At 63.8% G+C, this 15762-nt stretch carries 16 protein-coding genes; 4 read left to right on the forward strand and 12 right to left on the reverse strand.

Annotated elements, in window-relative coordinates:
- Positions 1-25: 25 nt before the first annotated feature.
- The gene (locus tag FO013_RS09095; RefSeq protein WP_186293029.1) at positions 26-1207 is read right to left on the reverse strand and encodes an FAD-binding domain; all 1182 of its coding nucleotides are present in this window, start codon (positions 1205-1207) and stop codon (positions 26-28) included.
- A gap of 188 nt (positions 1208-1395) precedes the next feature.
- Between FO013_RS09095 and FO013_RS09100 the strand changes: the two genes are divergently transcribed.
- On the forward strand, positions 1396-4044 hold the full coding sequence (locus FO013_RS09100) for an ExeM/NucH family extracellular endonuclease (protein ID WP_260848071.1): 2649 nt from the start codon (positions 1396-1398) through the stop codon (positions 4042-4044).
- A 20-nt stretch (positions 4045-4064) separates the two neighbouring features.
- On the opposite strand, the gene FO013_RS09105 is transcribed toward FO013_RS09100, so the two are convergent.
- The 3 genes from FO013_RS09105 to FO013_RS09115 are packed head-to-tail and all read right to left on the reverse strand — an operon-like array spanning position 4065 to position 8030.
- Positions 4065-5231, reverse strand: a complete 1167-nt coding sequence (locus tag FO013_RS09105; RefSeq protein WP_143922215.1) for a PrpF domain-containing protein — start codon at positions 5229-5231, stop codon at positions 4065-4067.
- A 26-nt stretch (positions 5232-5257) separates the two neighbouring features.
- Entirely contained in the window at positions 5258-6517 is a 1260-nt protein-coding gene (locus FO013_RS09110; RefSeq protein WP_143922216.1) for an MFS transporter, read from the reverse strand.
- 49 nt (positions 6518-6566) lie between these two features.
- On the reverse strand, positions 6567-8030 hold the full coding sequence (locus tag FO013_RS09115; protein ID WP_143922217.1) for a benzaldehyde dehydrogenase: 1464 nt from the start codon (positions 8028-8030) through the stop codon (positions 6567-6569).
- Positions 8031-8216: 186 nt separating this feature from the next.
- On the opposite strand from FO013_RS09115, the gene FO013_RS09120 reads away from it, so the two are divergent.
- Positions 8217-8990, forward strand: coding sequence for an IclR family transcriptional regulator (locus FO013_RS09120; RefSeq protein WP_143922218.1), 774 nt, complete (start codon positions 8217-8219; stop codon positions 8988-8990).
- 25 nt (positions 8991-9015) lie between these two features.
- Here FO013_RS09120 and FO013_RS09125 read toward each other — a convergent pair whose 3' ends face one another.
- Together FO013_RS09125 and FO013_RS09130 are read right to left on the reverse strand one after the other, a co-directional pair.
- Complete coding sequence (locus FO013_RS09125; RefSeq protein ID WP_143922219.1) at positions 9016-9402, reverse strand: DUF1304 domain-containing protein; 387 nt, start codon at positions 9400-9402, stop codon at positions 9016-9018.
- Positions 9399-9662 (reverse strand): DUF2277 domain-containing protein, encoded by a 264-nt coding sequence (locus tag FO013_RS09130; RefSeq protein WP_143922220.1) that lies wholly within the window; start codon positions 9660-9662, stop codon positions 9399-9401. Before FO013_RS09130 ends, FO013_RS09125 begins: the two co-directional genes overlap by 4 nt.
- 128 nt (positions 9663-9790) lie before the next feature.
- Between FO013_RS09130 and FO013_RS09135 the strand changes: the two genes are divergently transcribed.
- On the forward strand, positions 9791-10534 hold the full coding sequence (locus FO013_RS09135; protein ID WP_143922221.1) for a GTP pyrophosphokinase: 744 nt from the start codon (positions 9791-9793) through the stop codon (positions 10532-10534).
- Between the two features lie 18 nt (positions 10535-10552).
- Here FO013_RS09135 and FO013_RS09140 read toward each other — a convergent pair whose 3' ends face one another.
- A complete protein-coding gene (locus FO013_RS09140) occupies positions 10553-11116 on the reverse strand; it encodes a dihydrofolate reductase family protein (protein ID WP_143922222.1) in 564 nt (187 codons plus the stop codon).
- Between the two features lie 192 nt (positions 11117-11308).
- On the opposite strand from FO013_RS09140, the gene FO013_RS09145 reads away from it, so the two are divergent.
- The gene (locus tag FO013_RS09145) at positions 11309-12067 is read left to right on the forward strand and encodes an SDR family NAD(P)-dependent oxidoreductase (RefSeq protein WP_143922223.1); all 759 of its coding nucleotides are present in this window, start codon (positions 11309-11311) and stop codon (positions 12065-12067) included.
- Here the strand turns inward: FO013_RS09145 and FO013_RS09150 are convergent.
- The 5 genes from FO013_RS09150 to FO013_RS09170 form a co-directional block, all read right to left on the reverse strand.
- The gene (locus tag FO013_RS09150; protein WP_143922224.1) at positions 12052-12642 is read right to left on the reverse strand and encodes a thiamine pyrophosphate-dependent enzyme; all 591 of its coding nucleotides are present in this window, start codon (positions 12640-12642) and stop codon (positions 12052-12054) included. The genes FO013_RS09145 and FO013_RS09150 overlap by 16 nt on opposite strands.
- A gap of 1 nt (position 12643) precedes the next feature.
- Complete coding sequence (locus FO013_RS09155) at positions 12644-13186, reverse strand: thiamine pyrophosphate-binding protein (protein WP_143922225.1); 543 nt, start codon at positions 13184-13186, stop codon at positions 12644-12646.
- A 90-nt stretch (positions 13187-13276) separates the two neighbouring features.
- Entirely contained in the window at positions 13277-13810 is a 534-nt protein-coding gene (locus FO013_RS09160; RefSeq protein WP_143922226.1) for an O-acetyl-ADP-ribose deacetylase, read from the reverse strand.
- Positions 13811-13921: 111 nt separating this feature from the next.
- On the reverse strand, positions 13922-14440 hold the full coding sequence (locus FO013_RS09165; RefSeq protein ID WP_143922227.1) for a hypothetical protein: 519 nt from the start codon (positions 14438-14440) through the stop codon (positions 13922-13924).
- The gene (locus FO013_RS09170; protein ID WP_143922358.1) at positions 14437-15762 is read right to left on the reverse strand and encodes a signal peptidase I; all 1326 of its coding nucleotides are present in this window, start codon (positions 15760-15762) and stop codon (positions 14437-14439) included. The genes FO013_RS09165 and FO013_RS09170 overlap by 4 nt, the downstream gene beginning before the upstream one ends.

Here is a 15762-nt window from a genome sequence, read left to right on the forward strand (position 1 = left end):
ACTGGAGCTGGTCGGGTGCCTGAGCTCAGGTGCCCGGCCAGGCGGGGAGCTCGATCGGATCCCGCAGGCTGCGCCCCATGGCGAGATTCGCAACGGGCGGCAGTCCCATGAGCCTCATCAGAGTGTTTCGCAGCATGAGGCGTAGGCGATTCGGCGGGGCGAACGCCGTGCCGAGGCCCTTGGCCGCGTCCTGTTTGCTGCGCAGCATCGGCATCAGCCGACGTTCATAAGCATCGAAGGCTCGGCGATGGTCCTCAGGTGTGGCAGCCAGTTCGGCCGCCAGAACATAGGCCTCGACCATCGCCAACGCCGATCCCTGACCGGCGAGCAATGACGGGCTCGCCGCCGCATCACCGATCAGTGCGACCCTGCCACTGGTCCACGAGGGCATCCGGATCTGGTTCGCCCGGTCAAGGTAGAGTGTCCGTGCTCGCGGCAACTCGTCGAGGATCGTTGGGATCTCCCACCCTGCATCGGCCAGACTCGTGCGCAGCAGCTCCTGCTGGGCCCCGACGTCATCGGTGGGGACAGGACCATGGTGGCCGAAGGTGAGCATGAACATCGTCAGGTCCTCGCGCAGCGCGACACGGATGGCTTGAAACCCGACTTCGGCATGCATGAGCGCGACGTGTTCATCGCGTGGGCGGTAGCCGACGACATCGAACGCAGCGACGGCGATCCCAAGATCGCGCTCGTACAGGTACTCGTGTCCGAAGGCCAGCTCACGGACGCGAGAGTGCAGCCCGTCGGCACCGACGACGAGGTCGAATTCGCGTGGGGCGCCATGGTCGAACTCGACGCTGATGCTCTGTTCCCCATCGGTGAGTCGGGCGACGGTATCACCGAAGATCGTCTCGACTCCGTCGTCGAGGCTGTCGTATATCGCGGCGGCGAGGTCTGCTCGAAGGATGCTGACATATCGGCCGCCTGCTCCCGCGACGAGGCGTTGGGGATCAAGCGAGGCGATCCGGTGTCCGTCTCCTGCGACGTCGCGGGCCTCCTTGAGCTCATATCCCTCTCGGCGCAGCCTGGGGACGAGGCCCATCCGCTCCGCCACGTCGAATCCGGTGCCCCAGAAGTCGATCAGGTATCCACCGCTGCGCAGACCATGTGAGCGCTCGAGGAGAGTGGGGTCATGCCCCGCTCGCTGCAGCCAATGGGCCAGCGTGGAGCCAGCGATTCCGGCACCGACGATCAGCACACGCATCTTCTGCCTCCCTGCAGATCGATGGTTTGCCATCAGTCTAGATCTTTCAGCGTCAGTGCCAGTGAGACATAGTACAGTCAGTTCACATCGTATTCACAAGGTCGTCACCGATGACGCCTCGTCAACGGATAGTGTGCATGCGTCTGCGCCGTCATCTACTCCGGTGCACAAAACTCCGAAAGGCTCCCATGACAGTCTCCAAGACGGCCTCATCGTGCGCGGCGCTCAGCCTCGTCGCGGCGATCGGCCTAACCTTTCCGGCGACGCCGGCAACCGCCGCCGAAGATCCGCACATCAGCGAGATCGGGTACACGCTCGACACCGACTTCATTGAGATCGCAGCCGAGCCGGGCACCGACGTCTCCGGATGGACTTTCGGGTCCGTAACTCGCGGCGGAAGCGTTCAGGCGGAGGAGAATCTCGCCACCGTTCCCGCTGGCACCACCGTCGGCGACAGCGGAGCACTGGCGGTCGAGGTGTCGATCACGAACTCCGTGAACTCCGGGACCGCCGCCGACGGCAGCTATGGCTCCTCGGCCTTCGCCATCGATGATGACGGCGTGCTCGTGGACTTCGACCAGGTCGGCGGCGTCGTCGACGGCAAGGGAGTCACGGGCAAGGCGAATACGAACACCCCCGATGCTGTTGTCGGCAAGGATGCCGAACCCACGGGTGCCACCGCCTCGGGCGGACAGTCGATCCATCTCATCGACGGCATCTGGAACTCTGCGGCACCAACCCCCGACGCGCTTCCCGGCGACGATGGGGGCGGCGATGATCCGGCCCCTGAGGACGTCACGCCCATCGCCGACATTCAGGGCACCGGAGATGAGAGCCCCCTGGCAGGCACAACCGTCAAGACTCAGGGAGTCGTCACCGCTTCATACCCCACCGGCGGGCTGAACGGCTACTACGTGCAGACGCCGGGAACCGGCGGAGCCGAGGACGAGACCCCCGGAGCCTCGGACGGTGTATTCGTCTACTCCCCCGACTCGGTTGACGATGTCAGCATCGGTGATCACCTCGAACTCACCGGCGCAGTCTCCGAACGCTACGGTCAGACCCAGATCTCCGTCAGCGGCAATGGAGTGACGGCCCTGGACGAGCCTGCCGAGGGGGTCAAGCCCGTCGAAGACGCGTTCCCCACCGACGCTGCCGCACGTGAGGCACTCGAGGGAATGCTCCTGCAGCCCAGCGGTGAGATGACCGTGGCCGACAACTACAACACGAACACCTACGGCGAGGTCGTCTTGGCCACCGGAGAGGGCACGCTCCCTCAGCCCACCGACGTCGCCCGACCGAGCAGCGATGAGGCCAAGGCCCTCGAGGCCGAGAACCTCGAGCGTGAGGTCGTCCTCGACGACGGCGCGACCGTCAACTACCTGCAGAACGACAAAGACATTCCTCTGCCCTATGTCTCAAACGACGCCCCTGTGCGTGTCGGGGCGAGCGCCACGATGACCTCTCCTGTGGTGCTGGGCTTCGACCATGAGAAGTGGCGCTTCCAGCCCACGACGCGTCTGACCGGGGACAACGCCGAAGCAAGTCAGCCGGCGAGCTTCTCGGACACTCGCACAGAGGCTCCGGAAGATGTCGGCGGACAGGTCAGCATGGCCAGCTTCAACGTCCTCAACTACTTCACAACGACTGGCGATCAGCTCTCCGGCTGTGACTATTATTCCGATCGCGAAGGCAACCCGATCACGGTTCGCGGCGGCTGCGATGCTCGCGGTGCTGCCAACGCGCAGAGCCTCAAGCGGCAGGAGACGAAGATCGTCTCGGCCATCAACAAGCTCGACACCTCGGTGGTCTCTCTCATGGAGATCGAGAACTCGGCCGCGTTCGACAAGAACCGCGATGACGCTCTCGAGACGCTGGTCGAACGCCTCAACGAGGCCGCCGGCACCGACAAGTGGGACTTCGTTCCCTCCCCCGAGGCCGTACCCGCAGATGAGGACGTCATCCGCACGGCCCTGATCTATCAGCCCGCCGAGGTGGTCCCGCAGAAGGATTCGACGATCCTTGACGATGAGGCCGCGTTCTCGAACGCGCGCAAACCCCTCGCGCAGGCATTCGCGCCGAAGGACGAGTCAGGCGAGACAGACACGGACAAGACCTTCGTGACGATCTCGAACCATTTCAAGTCCAAGGGTTCGGGCTCGGGTCCGGGCAATGAGGACAGCGGCGACGGCCAGGGTGCCTCGAATGCTGACCGGGTGAAGCAGGCGACGTCGCTCGTGGACTTCGCCGGTCAGCAGCAGGAGGCAGCGGACTCCGACTACGTCTACCTGCTCGGCGACTTCAACGCCTACACGCAGGAAGACCCGATGCAGGTCTTCTACGAAGCCGGGTTCAAGGATGTCGCGTCCGAGATGACGGATAAGTCGACCTACGTGTTCAAGTCCCGTACCGGCAGCCTCGACCATGTGCTGGCACTGGACGCTTCGGGCTCTGACGCCGGCGACCAGGCTACGGCCGACCAAGCGGCTGCTCCCGGCGCACAGGCGGATCTGCCCTCGAGTGCCTTCGATGCGATCACCGGTGCCGATGTCTGGAACATCAACTCCGTCGAGGCCCTTGCACTCGAATACAGCCGCTTCAACTACAACATCAGCGATTTCTACGCCCCGGATCCGTTCCGTGCCTCGGACCACGATCCTGTGGTCGTCGGGCTCTTCGGGCCCGACGATGAGGACGGCGATGAGGACGGCGATGAGGACGGCAGTTCGAACGGCAACCACAACGCCGGGAAGAACGGCGGCAAGAATGCCGGCAAGAACGGCACTGCCAAAGGCAACCACAATGCCGGCAAGAACGGCATAGACAAGGGTTTCTGAGCGCCCAGGCCCTCACGGATTCAGACCGTGACGGCGACCTTCCCGACCATGAGTACCCGTGCGGTGCGGAACAGGGAGGTCGCAGTCACGGTCTTCTGCTTGTCATCCCAGACGGCGGAGGCGGTGACAACACCCGAAGGTGTGCCGAGGCGGACCTCGGGGCCGAGCACCGAACGCTCAGAACGGGCGATGATGGAGCCGACGATGGTGCCGGGGATCTGCGCGGCCGCGGCCAGACACATTGCTCCGGTACCCGGTACAGCCTTGTGGGTCTGACCCATCGAGATCATGCGGACGACGACATCGGAATCTCTCGCATCCAAGGTGGTGCCGTCGAGAAGGGTCGTCGGCTTCTGTGAGGTCACGACCGCGACCTTGGGTACGACCTGCGGAGCTGTCTCCGGAGTCTCGCACAAGCCCATTCGCACAGCCGCTTTGCGTCTCAGTTCCTCGATCATCAACCTCGTGGGAGCATTGGCGTCGATGGACTCCGGAGTCTCATCACCGTTGAGGTCGATCGCGTTCGCCGGCACGATGACGACGGGCAGCGCCGCATCGACCATGGAGACGTCGAACATGCGTCCGTCGACGTCGATCGATTCGATGGGCACACCGGTGGGAAGCAGGCCTGAGGTACGGGAGCCGGCAGGATCCGGGTAGATGAGTTCGATCGGTGCTCCGGTGCCGCTGACGCCGGTGAGTTCGAAGTCTCCTGCGACGGCGGCTTGGCCGTCGACCACGCTGAGGCTGACATCGACGAGCTTGCCGGTGTTGGTGTTGAACAGGCGGAAGACGTGCCACCCATCATCTGCCGAGATGATCTCGGCCAGCAGGGCGAAGGGCACGACACCCGAGGACAGGTTTCCGCAGTTGCCGGAATAGTCCACGACCGCCTCGGCGACATCGACCTGGCCGAAGGTGTAGTCGAGGTCGACACCTGACCGCGTCGACGTGGACACCACCATCACCTTCGACAATGACGATATTCCACCACCCATGCCATCAAGCTGACGGCCGAAGGCGTCCGGGGAGCCGAGCGCGGAACAGAAGATCGCATCCCACGCCGAGGTGTCACCGGCGGCTCCCTGGGCTGGCACCGTGTCCAGCTCGGGCAGGGCATCGGCACGGAAGTAGAGTCCCTTGCTCGTGCCTCCGCGGACGAACGCGGCATCGATCCAGTCGGTCATAGACCTAAGATTACGACACCTGCGAATCACCGTCCGGCTGCATCAACAGCCTTCGGAACGATGACCATCGCGGCGAAACCGAGAACGGCGACGACGGCGAAGAGATAGAAGCCCCACGGATAGGCAATGCCTGCCGTGACGAGGGTGCCGGTGATGAACGGTCCGACGATGGCGCCGATGCGGCCGACGGCCGAGGCCATGCCCAGCGCCGTTCCGCGTGCGGTGGGTGGGTAGATCGCTGAGACGAAGGCATAGACGAGGACCTGGGCGGAGAAGACGAAGACACCGGTGATGAAGACGGCGATGTTGAGCAGGATCTGGCTCGTCATCGGGATGCTCAATGCCGCGAGGAACACGGCTGCCAGGAGGAACCACATGAGCACGATCGGTTTGGTGCCGTGCTTATCCGCCAGCCAGCCGGCGATGACGAGTCCGACGACGGCGCCGAGGTTGAGCACGAAGAGCATGACGAGGGAGTCGGAGACCTCGTAGCCCGCATCGGCCATGATCTTCGGCAGCCAGGTGTTGAGTCCGTAGACGAGCAGCAGACCCATGAAGCTGGCGGCCCAGACGCCGATCGTGACCAGTTTGAACCGGCCGACGAACAATCCGGCCATGCCCGTCTTCGGGGCCATGGCAGTGGATTGCGCAGGTGCCTGCTTCGCAGCCTGAGCCTCGACGAACTCCTGAGATTCCGGCAGCTTCCACCACAGCAGCGGGACGAGGACGAGCCCGGCGACGCCGCCGGCGATGAAGAGCAGGTGCCAGTTGTGCGAGTAGAAGACGGCGAGCAGCGAGATCGCGACGGCACCGGCGTGGTAGCCGGTCATCGTCAGGGTCGTCGCTTTGCCGGTCTTGCCCGATTTGTTGTGCTCGCTGATGTAGGCGAGGCAGCCGGGCATCACGGCACCCAGGGCAAGTCCGGCGATGAACCGGAAGGTTGTGAACAGGGCGACGTTCGGGGAGAACGCGACGAGAATCGTGAAGATGGAGAAGACGAGCACGCAGAAGATGATCGTGTAACGGCGTCCGAAGCGGTCGGCGATCGGTCCCACCGCCGCAGCACCGAGGCCCACACCCACCAAGCTCAAGGTCGCGACGAGGGTCGCAGCCTCGGCGGTGAAGCCGATGGCGTTGGTCGCCAGGAGTTCGGGGATCACGGCTCCCAGCACGACGAGGTCGAAGCCTTCGAGTGCGACGGCCAGCCAGCACAGAATCGCCGGCCAGCGAGTATCGCCGGCGCGGACGGTGTTGGCAGCGCCAGGGACTGCGGCAGGTGTGGACATCAGTGTCTCCGGTCGTTCAGCAGGTCAGTGTGGTTGGACGGTCAGCGAATCAGAAGGGATACGGCGCGATCTGCGAGCGCATCGTGACCCACTGGGTTTCGGTGAAGGCTTCGATATTGGCTTCGGCCCCACCGAAGCGGGATCCGTTGCCGGAATCTTTGGTACCGCCGAAGGGCACATTCGCCTCATCGGAGACGGTCTGCTCATTGATGTGGACCTTGCCGGAGTCGACGAGGTCGGCCAGTTCGATGGCCATGCCCACATCACCGAGGATGCCCACCGACAGACCGTATTCGCTGGCATTGATCAGCTCCGCGGCCTCCTCAAGAGTCGAGAAACGACTCACGGGCGCTACCGGTCCGAAGATCTCCTGCGTCCAGGCTGGGTTCGAGGGGCTGAGGTCTGCCAATACCGTCGGCGGCACGAATGCTCCTTCACCGGTTCCTCCGGCGACGAGTCGTGCACCGTCGGCCTGGGCCTTGTCGATGATGTCGCGGACGTTCGTCCGCTGCTTGTCGTCGATGATCGGCCCCAGCGCGACCTCCTCGGTGGCGGGATTGCCTACGGGCAGGTTCCTGGCACGCTCGGCCAGCTGTTCGACGTATTCGTCGTAGATGCTGTCGTGGACGAGGTGGCGCCCCGTGGTCATGCAGATCTGTCCCTGGTGCATCCACGAGCCGAATGCCCCCGCCGAGGTGGCCGGACCGACGTCTGCCCCAGGGAGGACGACGAGCGCGTTGTTTCCACCCAGTTCCAGATGGCAGCGCTTGAGGAGGCGTCCGGCGGATTCACCGACCTTGCGTCCGGCTGCGGTCGATCCGGTGAAGGAGATGACCGATACCTCGGGTGCCGACACCACTGCTTCGCCAGCTTCCCGGCCTCCGGGCAGCACCTGCAGGAGCCCTTCGGGAAGCCCCGCCTCGGCGAAGATCCGGGCCAGGCTCACGCCGCCGCAGACCGCGGTGCGTGGGTCCGGTTTGAGCAGGACCGCATTGCCCAGGGCCAGCGCCGGTGCGACCGAGCGGATGGAGAGGATGAGTGGGAAGTTGAACGGTGCGATGACCGAGACGACCCCGGCGGGCACCCGGCGGGAGAACGACCAGCGGGGTTCGTTCGACGTCAGGACCTGTCCCTTGGGGTGGCTGGGCAGGGCGGAGGATTCGTAGCAGATCTGCTCGGCGGAGCTGACTTCCAGCCCGGCCTTGGCGGGAATCCCACCTGATTCGCGGATGATCCAGCCGGAGATCTCCTCGGCGTGCTCGGCCCACAGTGCCCCGGCCCGGCGGAGGACAGCGGCACGCTCGGCAGGTGGCGTCTTCGCCCACTCCTTCTGTGCTGCGGCCGCGCGGGTGGCGGCCGCGTTCACGTCATCGGCGTTCGCAGCGCCCAAGCGCCCCAAGGTCTGGCCTGTGGCGGGTTCGATGACGTCATAGGATGCGTCTGCGCCATTCGTCCACGCGCCGGTGAAGATCTTGCCGTGCCACTGGGTACCTAGGAAACTGTTCTCGCTCATGTCGTTCTCCCCTATTCCTGCTCTGGTCGGGTTGTGACTGTGTTGACGTTCGAAGTCGGCCTTTTCGGACACAGGTGATGCACGTGACAGCCACGCTTATCGGCCACAATAGTGATGCGGACCACGGGGAGCCATCGGTGGTCCATTGATTGAGAATACGCGCGCCCTGGGGATACGATTGCGGACATGGCGAACTCTCAATCGGGCGATTCCATGATCGACCGGCTGGTTCGGGTCCTCGGCTCGTTCGACCCCGATCACCAGAGTCTGAGCACCGACGAGCTCTCCGCACGAGCGGCATTGCCGAAGTCCACGGCCTATCGGCTGATCAACGACATGATGCGGCACAATCTGCTGCAGCGCGACCCCAGCGGACGGCTGCGAATCGGCGTGGGAATGTGGGAGCTGTCGAACCGCGCCTCCGACGCTGTCGACCTGGCATCCGTGGCCAGACCGCACATGATGGCCGTCCACGATTTCGTCGGCGAGAACACCCAGCTGGGAATCCTGCGCGAACGCGAGGTCCTCATCATCGAGCGGATGTCGAAGCCGACCGCGGTCATCCACCGATCGAAGACAGCGGGGAGACTCCCTGCGCATGCATCCTCGTGCGGGCTGGTGCTGCTCGCCCACGCCCCCAAGCACGTGCGGGAGGCCTACCTGCGCGGACCGCTGGCCGCAATCACCGAGAAGACGACGACCGATCCGGCCGTGCTGCGGAAGATGCTGGCCACGATCCGGACCTATCATTTCGCAGAGCTTGCCGGACATATCGATGACGGCACCACCGGTATAGCGGTGCCCGTCTTCGACGGTCAAGGGCTGACGATCGCCGCCATCGGCGTTGTCGTCGACTCCGAGCACCATGTGGGTGGGCCGGCGATCATGCAGGCCCTGCGCACCGCCTCGGCGGGGATCACGAAGGATCTCGAGGCTCAGGGCAAATCCGTGGTGGACTGATCAGGATCAGCACCTGAGCACCGACTCAGACTGCGATGCCGATGGCGAGGCTCGCAACCGCCAACAGAGGCAGGAGCCCCTGCTTGATCGCCGAGGCAGCGAGGCTCGGTGACGAGGACACGAGCACCAAGGCCGCCGCCAGCATCGAGCCGACGCCGGTGAACACGAGAGTCAGGCCGATGACCGGTGCGCCCGCGAGGCAGACGATGATGCCGATGAATACTGCAAGGGCGAGGAAGAGATTGTAGAAGCCCTGGTTGAAGGCCATCGACTTCGTGGCCCCGGCTTCCTCCACGCTGGTGCCGAACGTCGCTCTGGCACGCGGACTCATCCAGGCAATCGATTCCAGATAGAAGATGACGACGTGCAGAGCCGCTGCAAGACCGGCGAGAACGAGCCCGAGGATCGTCATGCGCGAGCCTCGTATCTGGCTCGTCGCTTCTCGGCCTCGACCTCACGGTTCTTCGGCGGAGCAGTGGTCACCAATGCGTCGAGGAGATGCTGAGTCGTGTGAGCGATCTCCTCGACAGCTGCATCGAAGGCCTCCGCATTGGCGTGGGAGGGCTTCGTCGTGCCCGCGATCTTGCGCACGTACTGCAGCGCTGCGGCGTGCACTTCGTCCGAGGTCGCATAGGGTTCGAAGTTATGAAGGGTTCTGATATTCCTGCACATGTTCCAAAGGTACGCCCCGGGACGGACACGGGATAGGGGCCTGCCGCCGATAGACTGGTCGGGCGCCCCCTCAACAGCCCAGCTCCCTCAACAGTCCAGCTCCCTCAACAGCACCGCCATGGAGAACGATGACCGATCGAATCCCACCCTCGAGCATGGCGCTGACTCCTGGCCAAGTGTCGAGTGTGCGAGCCCTGCGGCGCGACTTCTCCAGACTGCTCATGGAACACCGCTTCGTCATCGACGAGCTGCTGACCAAGATCTCCATTCTCAGCGAAGAGTCCTCACACACGCACAGCTACAACCCGATCGAGCACATCACCTCGAGGGTGAAATCACCTCGGAGTCTGCTGGAGAAGGTCAATCGCCGAGAGCTTCCACTCGACCTCGATGCGATCCGCACGAAGATCACCGACATCGCGGGCATCCGCATCACCTGCACCTTCATCGCCGACACCTATCAGGTGCTCGACATGCTGACATCGCAGAATGATGTTCGGGTCGTGGAGATCAAGGACTACATCGCCCACCCGAAGCCCAACGGCTACAAGAGCCTGCATGCGATCCTCGAGGTGCCCGTGTTCCTCAGCGGCGGCCCGACCCCCGTGATCTGCGAGGTCCAGATCCGCACCATCGCCATGGACTTCTGGGCCAGCCTGGAACACAAGATCCACTACAAGTTCGCAGGCGAAGTTCCCGATCGGCTCGTGGAGGAACTCACTCGCGCCGCCGAGGTGGCCGGCCAGCTCGATCGCAAAATGGAACAGCTGCACACCGAGGTCCACGACTCTGAACCCGACGGCTCGACCAGCGAGGACTTCGATGACGAGGCGATGCGCACTCTGTGGGAGCTGAGCAGGCGCGAGAGCTGAGGCCTGAGGCTCCGAGGCCTACGGCTGCTTCGGGCGAAATCTGCGAAACCACGCGTCTTTGTTGGCTTCGTCCTCTGCGATGAGCTCCCAATAGACGCGCCTGCCGCCTGGGACGTCGAAGATACGCGTGCCGTCGCCGAGGAAGATGGGCGCGACGAAGACCTGCATCTCGTCGATGAGGTCGACCTCGAGCGCCTGCCGACCGATGTCGGCGCTGATGATCTGGATGTCACGATCACCGGCGAGGGCCCGGGCCCGATCGACCACCTCGGCGATTGAGCAATTCACGGCTGTGATCGTCGTGTCCTGCGCGAGCTCCTCGGGACGATGGGTGAGGATGAACTCGGTGCCTTCCCACGCTCCGCCGTAGGCTTCGGAGGTCATTTCGTCGCGCTCGGCCGCCTGTGCCTTGGCCGCGTCGTAACCGCGGCGTCCGGAGATGATGACGGCAACCTGTGATGCGAGGTCCTCGACGGTGCCGTCTGAGAGCGAACCGAGCCCAGCTATCCAGGACATGTCGTGATTCGGGCCGGTGATGAACCCGTCGAGTGAACTCGTGAAACCCCACGTGACTCGTGCCATCGCTCCTCCTTGAGCAGAAGTGATTGCGTTTGACAATCACTTTCTTCCCATTGAACCACTGCCGTCCGGCAGTGACAAGGGAAGAAGCAGAAGACGTGACCGAGCAGACGGAATTTCGGCGCCCTGAGGTTCGTTGCACCAGGTGAGGGCCACAGAGCATGGCTCATCGAAGAACGGAAGAAGGTCATCGCAATGGCAGATTTCACGAACAAGGTCGCGCTCGTCACCGGCGGAGGATCCGGACTCGGCGAGGCCATCAGCAAAGAACTCGCAGCCAAGGGCGCGAAGGTCGTCGTCACCGACATCAATCTCGAGGCAGCCCAGCGAGTTGTCGATGAGATCACCGGGACCGGTGGATCCGCCTCGGCGATCAAGCAGGACACGGCTGCGAAGGAAGACTCTGAGAAGGTCGTCAAGTTCGCCGTCGACACGTACGGCGGCCTCAACTATGCCGTGAATAATGCCGGCATCGGCGGCGTCCAGGTTCCCGTGGGGGAGACAGACCTCGACAATTGGGACAAGGTCATCGACATCAACCTCAACGGCGTGCTCTACGGAATGCGATACCAGATACCGGCGATGCTCAAGGCCGGCGCCAGGGACAGCGCCATCGTCAACATGGCCTCGGTTCACGGTTCGGTCGCTGCGATCAACAACGGTGCCTACACCGCAGCCAAGCACGGAGTCGTCGGCATCACGAAGAATGCCGCCGCAGAATATGGCGCACAGGGTCTGCGCATCAACTCCGTCGGACCCGGCTACATCACCACGCCGCTGCTCGAAAGCAACCTCGACGCTGAGACCCTGGAGGGCCTGAAGGCCAAGCACCCGCTCGGCCGCTTGGGCACCGCCGAGGAGGTCGCCAAGGTCGTGAACTTCCTGCTCTCCGATGACGCTTCGTTCGTCACCGGCGCCTACTACCTCATCGACGGCGGCTACACAGCAGTGTGAGGTCCCATTCTCGCTGTCAGCCATGTCTGGAAACGGTGGGCGAGGACCACCGGGTCGACAAGGAGCTTGGGAATGTCGGCGGCATTGCCTGCTTCGATGCTCGCATGCAGCAGCGTCGGCCCGGTCGTCGTCAGCAGGCGATCGAATTCATCGCGCAGCTGAGATTCGTCCCCGGCTCGGCCGACCGTCCAGCCCGCGGCTTGGGCGAGTGCGCCGAGGTCGACGTGTGAGGAGTAGGTCGGCAGTCCTGCGGTCGATCCGTACACCTGATTGTCCAGCAGGACGAGAAACAGCTTTTCGGCGCCGAGGAATCCACCGGTGGGCAGCACGTTCGGGTTCATCAGCAAGGATCCGTCGCCTTCGAGACCGATGACTTTGGGCAGGTCGGAGTCCTTGGCTGCCAGGGCGAGGCCTGTGGTGATGGAACCGACGAGGCCCATCGAGTCGAGGACGTAGAAGTGGTTGTCCCGGTTCTCCACGGAGGCCAGCTCACGGCTGGTTGCCGCACATGTCACGACGACGGGCAGTTCGGCGGTGAGTTCGTTGAGGACTTCGAGTGCTTCGATGCGCTTCATCTCAGGTCACCTTCCCATCGGTGTTCCAGAATGATCCGAGGACGACGACCGGACGGTAGGTCATACGGGCGTGAACACCCGCCTCGGCGACTGTCTGCTCCCAGTCTTCAGCCGAGGATCGACGGTCGAGTTCGAGGACTTGGAGTCCTACCGTACGCAGCACCGTCGGCATGGGCTGGCTGATCGAGTGGATCATCGAGTTGTACTCCCCCGGGCCGCCACGGGTATTGGCGAAGATGAGCAGCGGCAGGTGATAGGACATCGAGAATGTCGTCAGTGCCGTGAGGCTGTTGCCGAAGCCGTTGTCCTGCATGACGACGGCCCCGAACTTCCCTGCCAGCGGCAGCGCCCCGAGGACTCCGATTGCCTCCTCTTCACGGGAGAGCGGCTTCACTCGCTCCGAACTTCCGGCGGTCCCACCGTCAGCGGTGACCAGATGCTCGATGATCGGGGCGATGGTGACGGATGGAATGTAGCCGATGAGGTCGACACCGGCGCCCCCGATCCCATCGGCGACGGCCTGCGCATATGACTTCGTTGTCACAGATTTCCTCATTCCCTGTCTTCGGTGACTCGGTGTCGGGTGATGTTGATGACGTTGCCGTCGGGGTCGCGGACCTTCATCGGATCTTCCTCACCATTGGTCGTGGTCGAACACCTGGCAGAATACGCTGGTCATCGATTCGCTGAAGAGAACGAAGACCACCTCGGCGATCTGCTCCCAGCGTCCGCGTTCCCTGCCGTCGACGATGACGGCGTGGGCCGCCTCGGCGACGTCCCGGGCCGACCAACCATAGACTCCCCCGCCGATGGCAGGGAAGGCCACCGAGGCGGCACCGAGTTCCTCGGCTGCGTTGAGACTCGACTCGAAGCACGATTCGAGCACTTCGGGATCGGCTTCGCCCTGGTGCCGGTTGGGACCGACAGTGTGGATGACCCACCTGGCTTCGAGCTCGCCGGCAGGTGTTGCGACTGCCTGACCTGCGGGAAGTCCGCGCGGGTGGCTGGTTCGGCGGACCTCACGGCAGGCCTCGAGCAGTTTGGGCCCGGCTGCCTTGTGGATGGCTCCATCGACACCGCCTCCGCCGAGCAGACCTGAGTTGGCGGCGTTGACGATCGCGTCCACGGACGTCTGCGTGATGTCTCCCTCGAGTACCGTGATCTTCATGATTCGAGTCTAGTCAGCCGGGGAGGGCTGTGACAGGGGGCGAGTGTCTGCTCGCCGCCGCCATCGCGAGCGTTCGGATGGTGCGGTCCGATTCGAGTCCGATCGCCCGAGTCAGGCCCTGCAGCGAAGCACCACGCCGATACCGAGGAGATTCACCCCATATCCGTTGACTGTCATTGACGCTCCCGTCCACCCTCCGACCGGCTTAGCCTGCACGGTCATCTTGTAGCTCGGCAAAGACACCAGCGACAGCTTCGTGTCTCGGTAGGTGTACGTCGTATTCTGGGTGGAGAAGGTCTCCGTGCTCGGCGACCCCACCAAGGGAGTCCTCACCACAGTGACCGTGTAGTCGAGCTGCAGAGCGGTGGATATCTGGGGCCTGTTCCAGTCCAGCTTCAATTGGTCCCCGCCCAATCCCAGCAACACGCTGTTATCCGTGCATCTGAGATTGCTGATCGTCAACGATCCCGCTGCGAACGACCCCCTGGCCTGGTCTGAACTCTTCCACCCGGCCATCGTCGGCTTCACAGCCGACAAGGCCACCACGAGCATGACGAGTGCGAGCCCTGCGATCAGCGCCTGCAAGCGACGTTTATGCAGCGACTGGTGTCTGCGCTCAATCAGGTTCACGACATTCTCCGATGACGTGCCCTGACGACCAGTGCGGAACCAACGGCAATCAGCACAACTGCGGCCAGCAGGAGCCACTGCCATCCGTCGATTCCCGTCCGAGGGAGGTCACCGGGCACATCGGGGTCCGGGCTGTTCGGATCATCGGGGTCTCCGGGGTCGCCTGGGCCCAGCGACACTTCTTCGCCCTGACCGATTGCAGTCAGCCGCACGCCGCTGCGTTGCCCAGCGACAGCCTCGGCGTTGGCGCTCTTGGCCATTGTGACGCTCACCTGCACGCGGCGCTTCTGGTCGCTGGGCATCTCGAGAAGAGGTCGATCGTTATCGGGAGCAGCCCCGAGGTCGTTGAGTGGAATCTGCCGGATCAGGTGAGCAGCACCGCCGGGGCACTGCTGCATCGGCACGATCCGTGCGCACGTCTGCACATCGACCACCAGTTCGGAAGCGAGTTCGTCCGAGAGTTTCCCGGAGCCGATCTCCAACTCCACCGTCCCGGGTTCGGGTGCCTCGGCCCAGACATCGACGGTCCAGGCCGCTGAGGCGCCTGGGCTGAGGTTGAGCATCTTCGATTCGTCACCCACGGCGCGCATCTGCAGGTACTGCCCGCGCACCTCGGCGGTGATGTTTGTGGTGTCGTCAGCTGCGGCGGCCAGTGGAGTCGGAGCCCCACTCGAAGTGATCGAACCACTGTTGACCGCTAACAGCACAACGACGGCAGGCAGTACGAAGGCGTGCCTCGGTGAGCGGCTAGCGCCCGCTTGGTCCGTGACGTGCGCCGAAACCTCGGCGGCTGTGGTCCTGTCCGTCTCCTCCTCGGCGAGTTCATCAACCTCGTGCTTCTCACGTCGTGGCCAGAAGGCCCAGACGACGAGCAGGGAGGCTGCGATCGTGATGCCGCCGAGGACACAGGGGCTGCGGAACTGCTGAATGACGGGGGCGATTCCCGGAACTGAGACCATGACCTTCCGGACGGTGTCCGCGGCATAGGGCTCGGGGTCCTTCGCCTCGTTGGCATCCCCCTTCATTTCGAAGGTGACCTGACCAGACCGGCTCTCGGTGTCGCTGATCGAGGTGACACGGTGGGTGACGGGAAGGACACCCTCGCCGCGATCGACGGTGATGATGTCGCCGACCTTCATCTCCTCTGCCGGAATCTCATGGACGAAGGAGATCGATCCGGCCTCGATGGTCGGGCTCATCGATCCCGTCTTGAACATCATGATCGACACGTTGAAGACGAAGCTGAGGATGACGAGGACGATGCATACGAGGCCTAAGGCGGCGAGGATGTTGAGGAGCGCTCCCCCGAGCCACTTAACCAC

Source organism: Brevibacterium aurantiacum (assembly GCF_007558825.1).
GTDB classification, from domain to species: Bacteria; Actinomycetota; Actinomycetes; order Actinomycetales; family Brevibacteriaceae; genus Brevibacterium; species Brevibacterium aurantiacum_A.

What these genes read in the sequence shown, in the direction of transcription:
- FO013_RS09095 (WP_186293029.1), bottom strand. Translation starts at nt 1,207, where the DNA reads ATGCGTGTGCTGATCGTCGGTGCCGGAATCGCTGGCTCCACGCTGGCC.
- FO013_RS09100 (WP_260848071.1), top strand. Translation starts at nt 1,396, where the DNA reads ATGACAGTCTCCAAGACGGCCTCATCGTGCGCGGCGCTCAGCCTCGTC.
- FO013_RS09105 (WP_143922215.1), bottom strand. Translation starts at nt 5,231, where the DNA reads ATGACCGACTGGATCGATGCCGCGTTCGTCCGCGGAGGCACGAGCAAG.
- FO013_RS09110 (WP_143922216.1), bottom strand. Translation starts at nt 6,517, where the DNA reads ATGTCCACACCTGCCGCAGTCCCTGGCGCTGCCAACACCGTCCGCGCC.
- FO013_RS09115 (WP_143922217.1), bottom strand. Translation starts at nt 8,030, where the DNA reads ATGAGCGAGAACAGTTTCCTAGGTACCCAGTGGCACGGCAAGATCTTC.
- FO013_RS09120 (WP_143922218.1), top strand. Translation starts at nt 8,217, where the DNA reads ATGGCGAACTCTCAATCGGGCGATTCCATGATCGACCGGCTGGTTCGG.
- FO013_RS09125 (WP_143922219.1), bottom strand. Translation starts at nt 9,402, where the DNA reads ATGACGATCCTCGGGCTCGTTCTCGCCGGTCTTGCAGCGGCTCTGCAC.
- FO013_RS09130 (WP_143922220.1), bottom strand. Translation starts at nt 9,662, where the DNA reads ATGTGCAGGAATATCAGAACCCTTCATAACTTCGAACCCTATGCGACC.
- FO013_RS09135 (WP_143922221.1), top strand. Translation starts at nt 9,791, where the DNA reads ATGACCGATCGAATCCCACCCTCGAGCATGGCGCTGACTCCTGGCCAA.
- FO013_RS09140 (WP_143922222.1), bottom strand. Translation starts at nt 11,116, where the DNA reads ATGGCACGAGTCACGTGGGGTTTCACGAGTTCACTCGACGGGTTCATC.
- FO013_RS09145 (WP_143922223.1), top strand. Translation starts at nt 11,309, where the DNA reads ATGGCAGATTTCACGAACAAGGTCGCGCTCGTCACCGGCGGAGGATCC.
- FO013_RS09150 (WP_143922224.1), bottom strand. Translation starts at nt 12,642, where the DNA reads ATGAAGCGCATCGAAGCACTCGAAGTCCTCAACGAACTCACCGCCGAA.
- FO013_RS09160 (WP_143922226.1), bottom strand. Translation starts at nt 13,810, where the DNA reads ATGAAGATCACGGTACTCGAGGGAGACATCACGCAGACGTCCGTGGAC.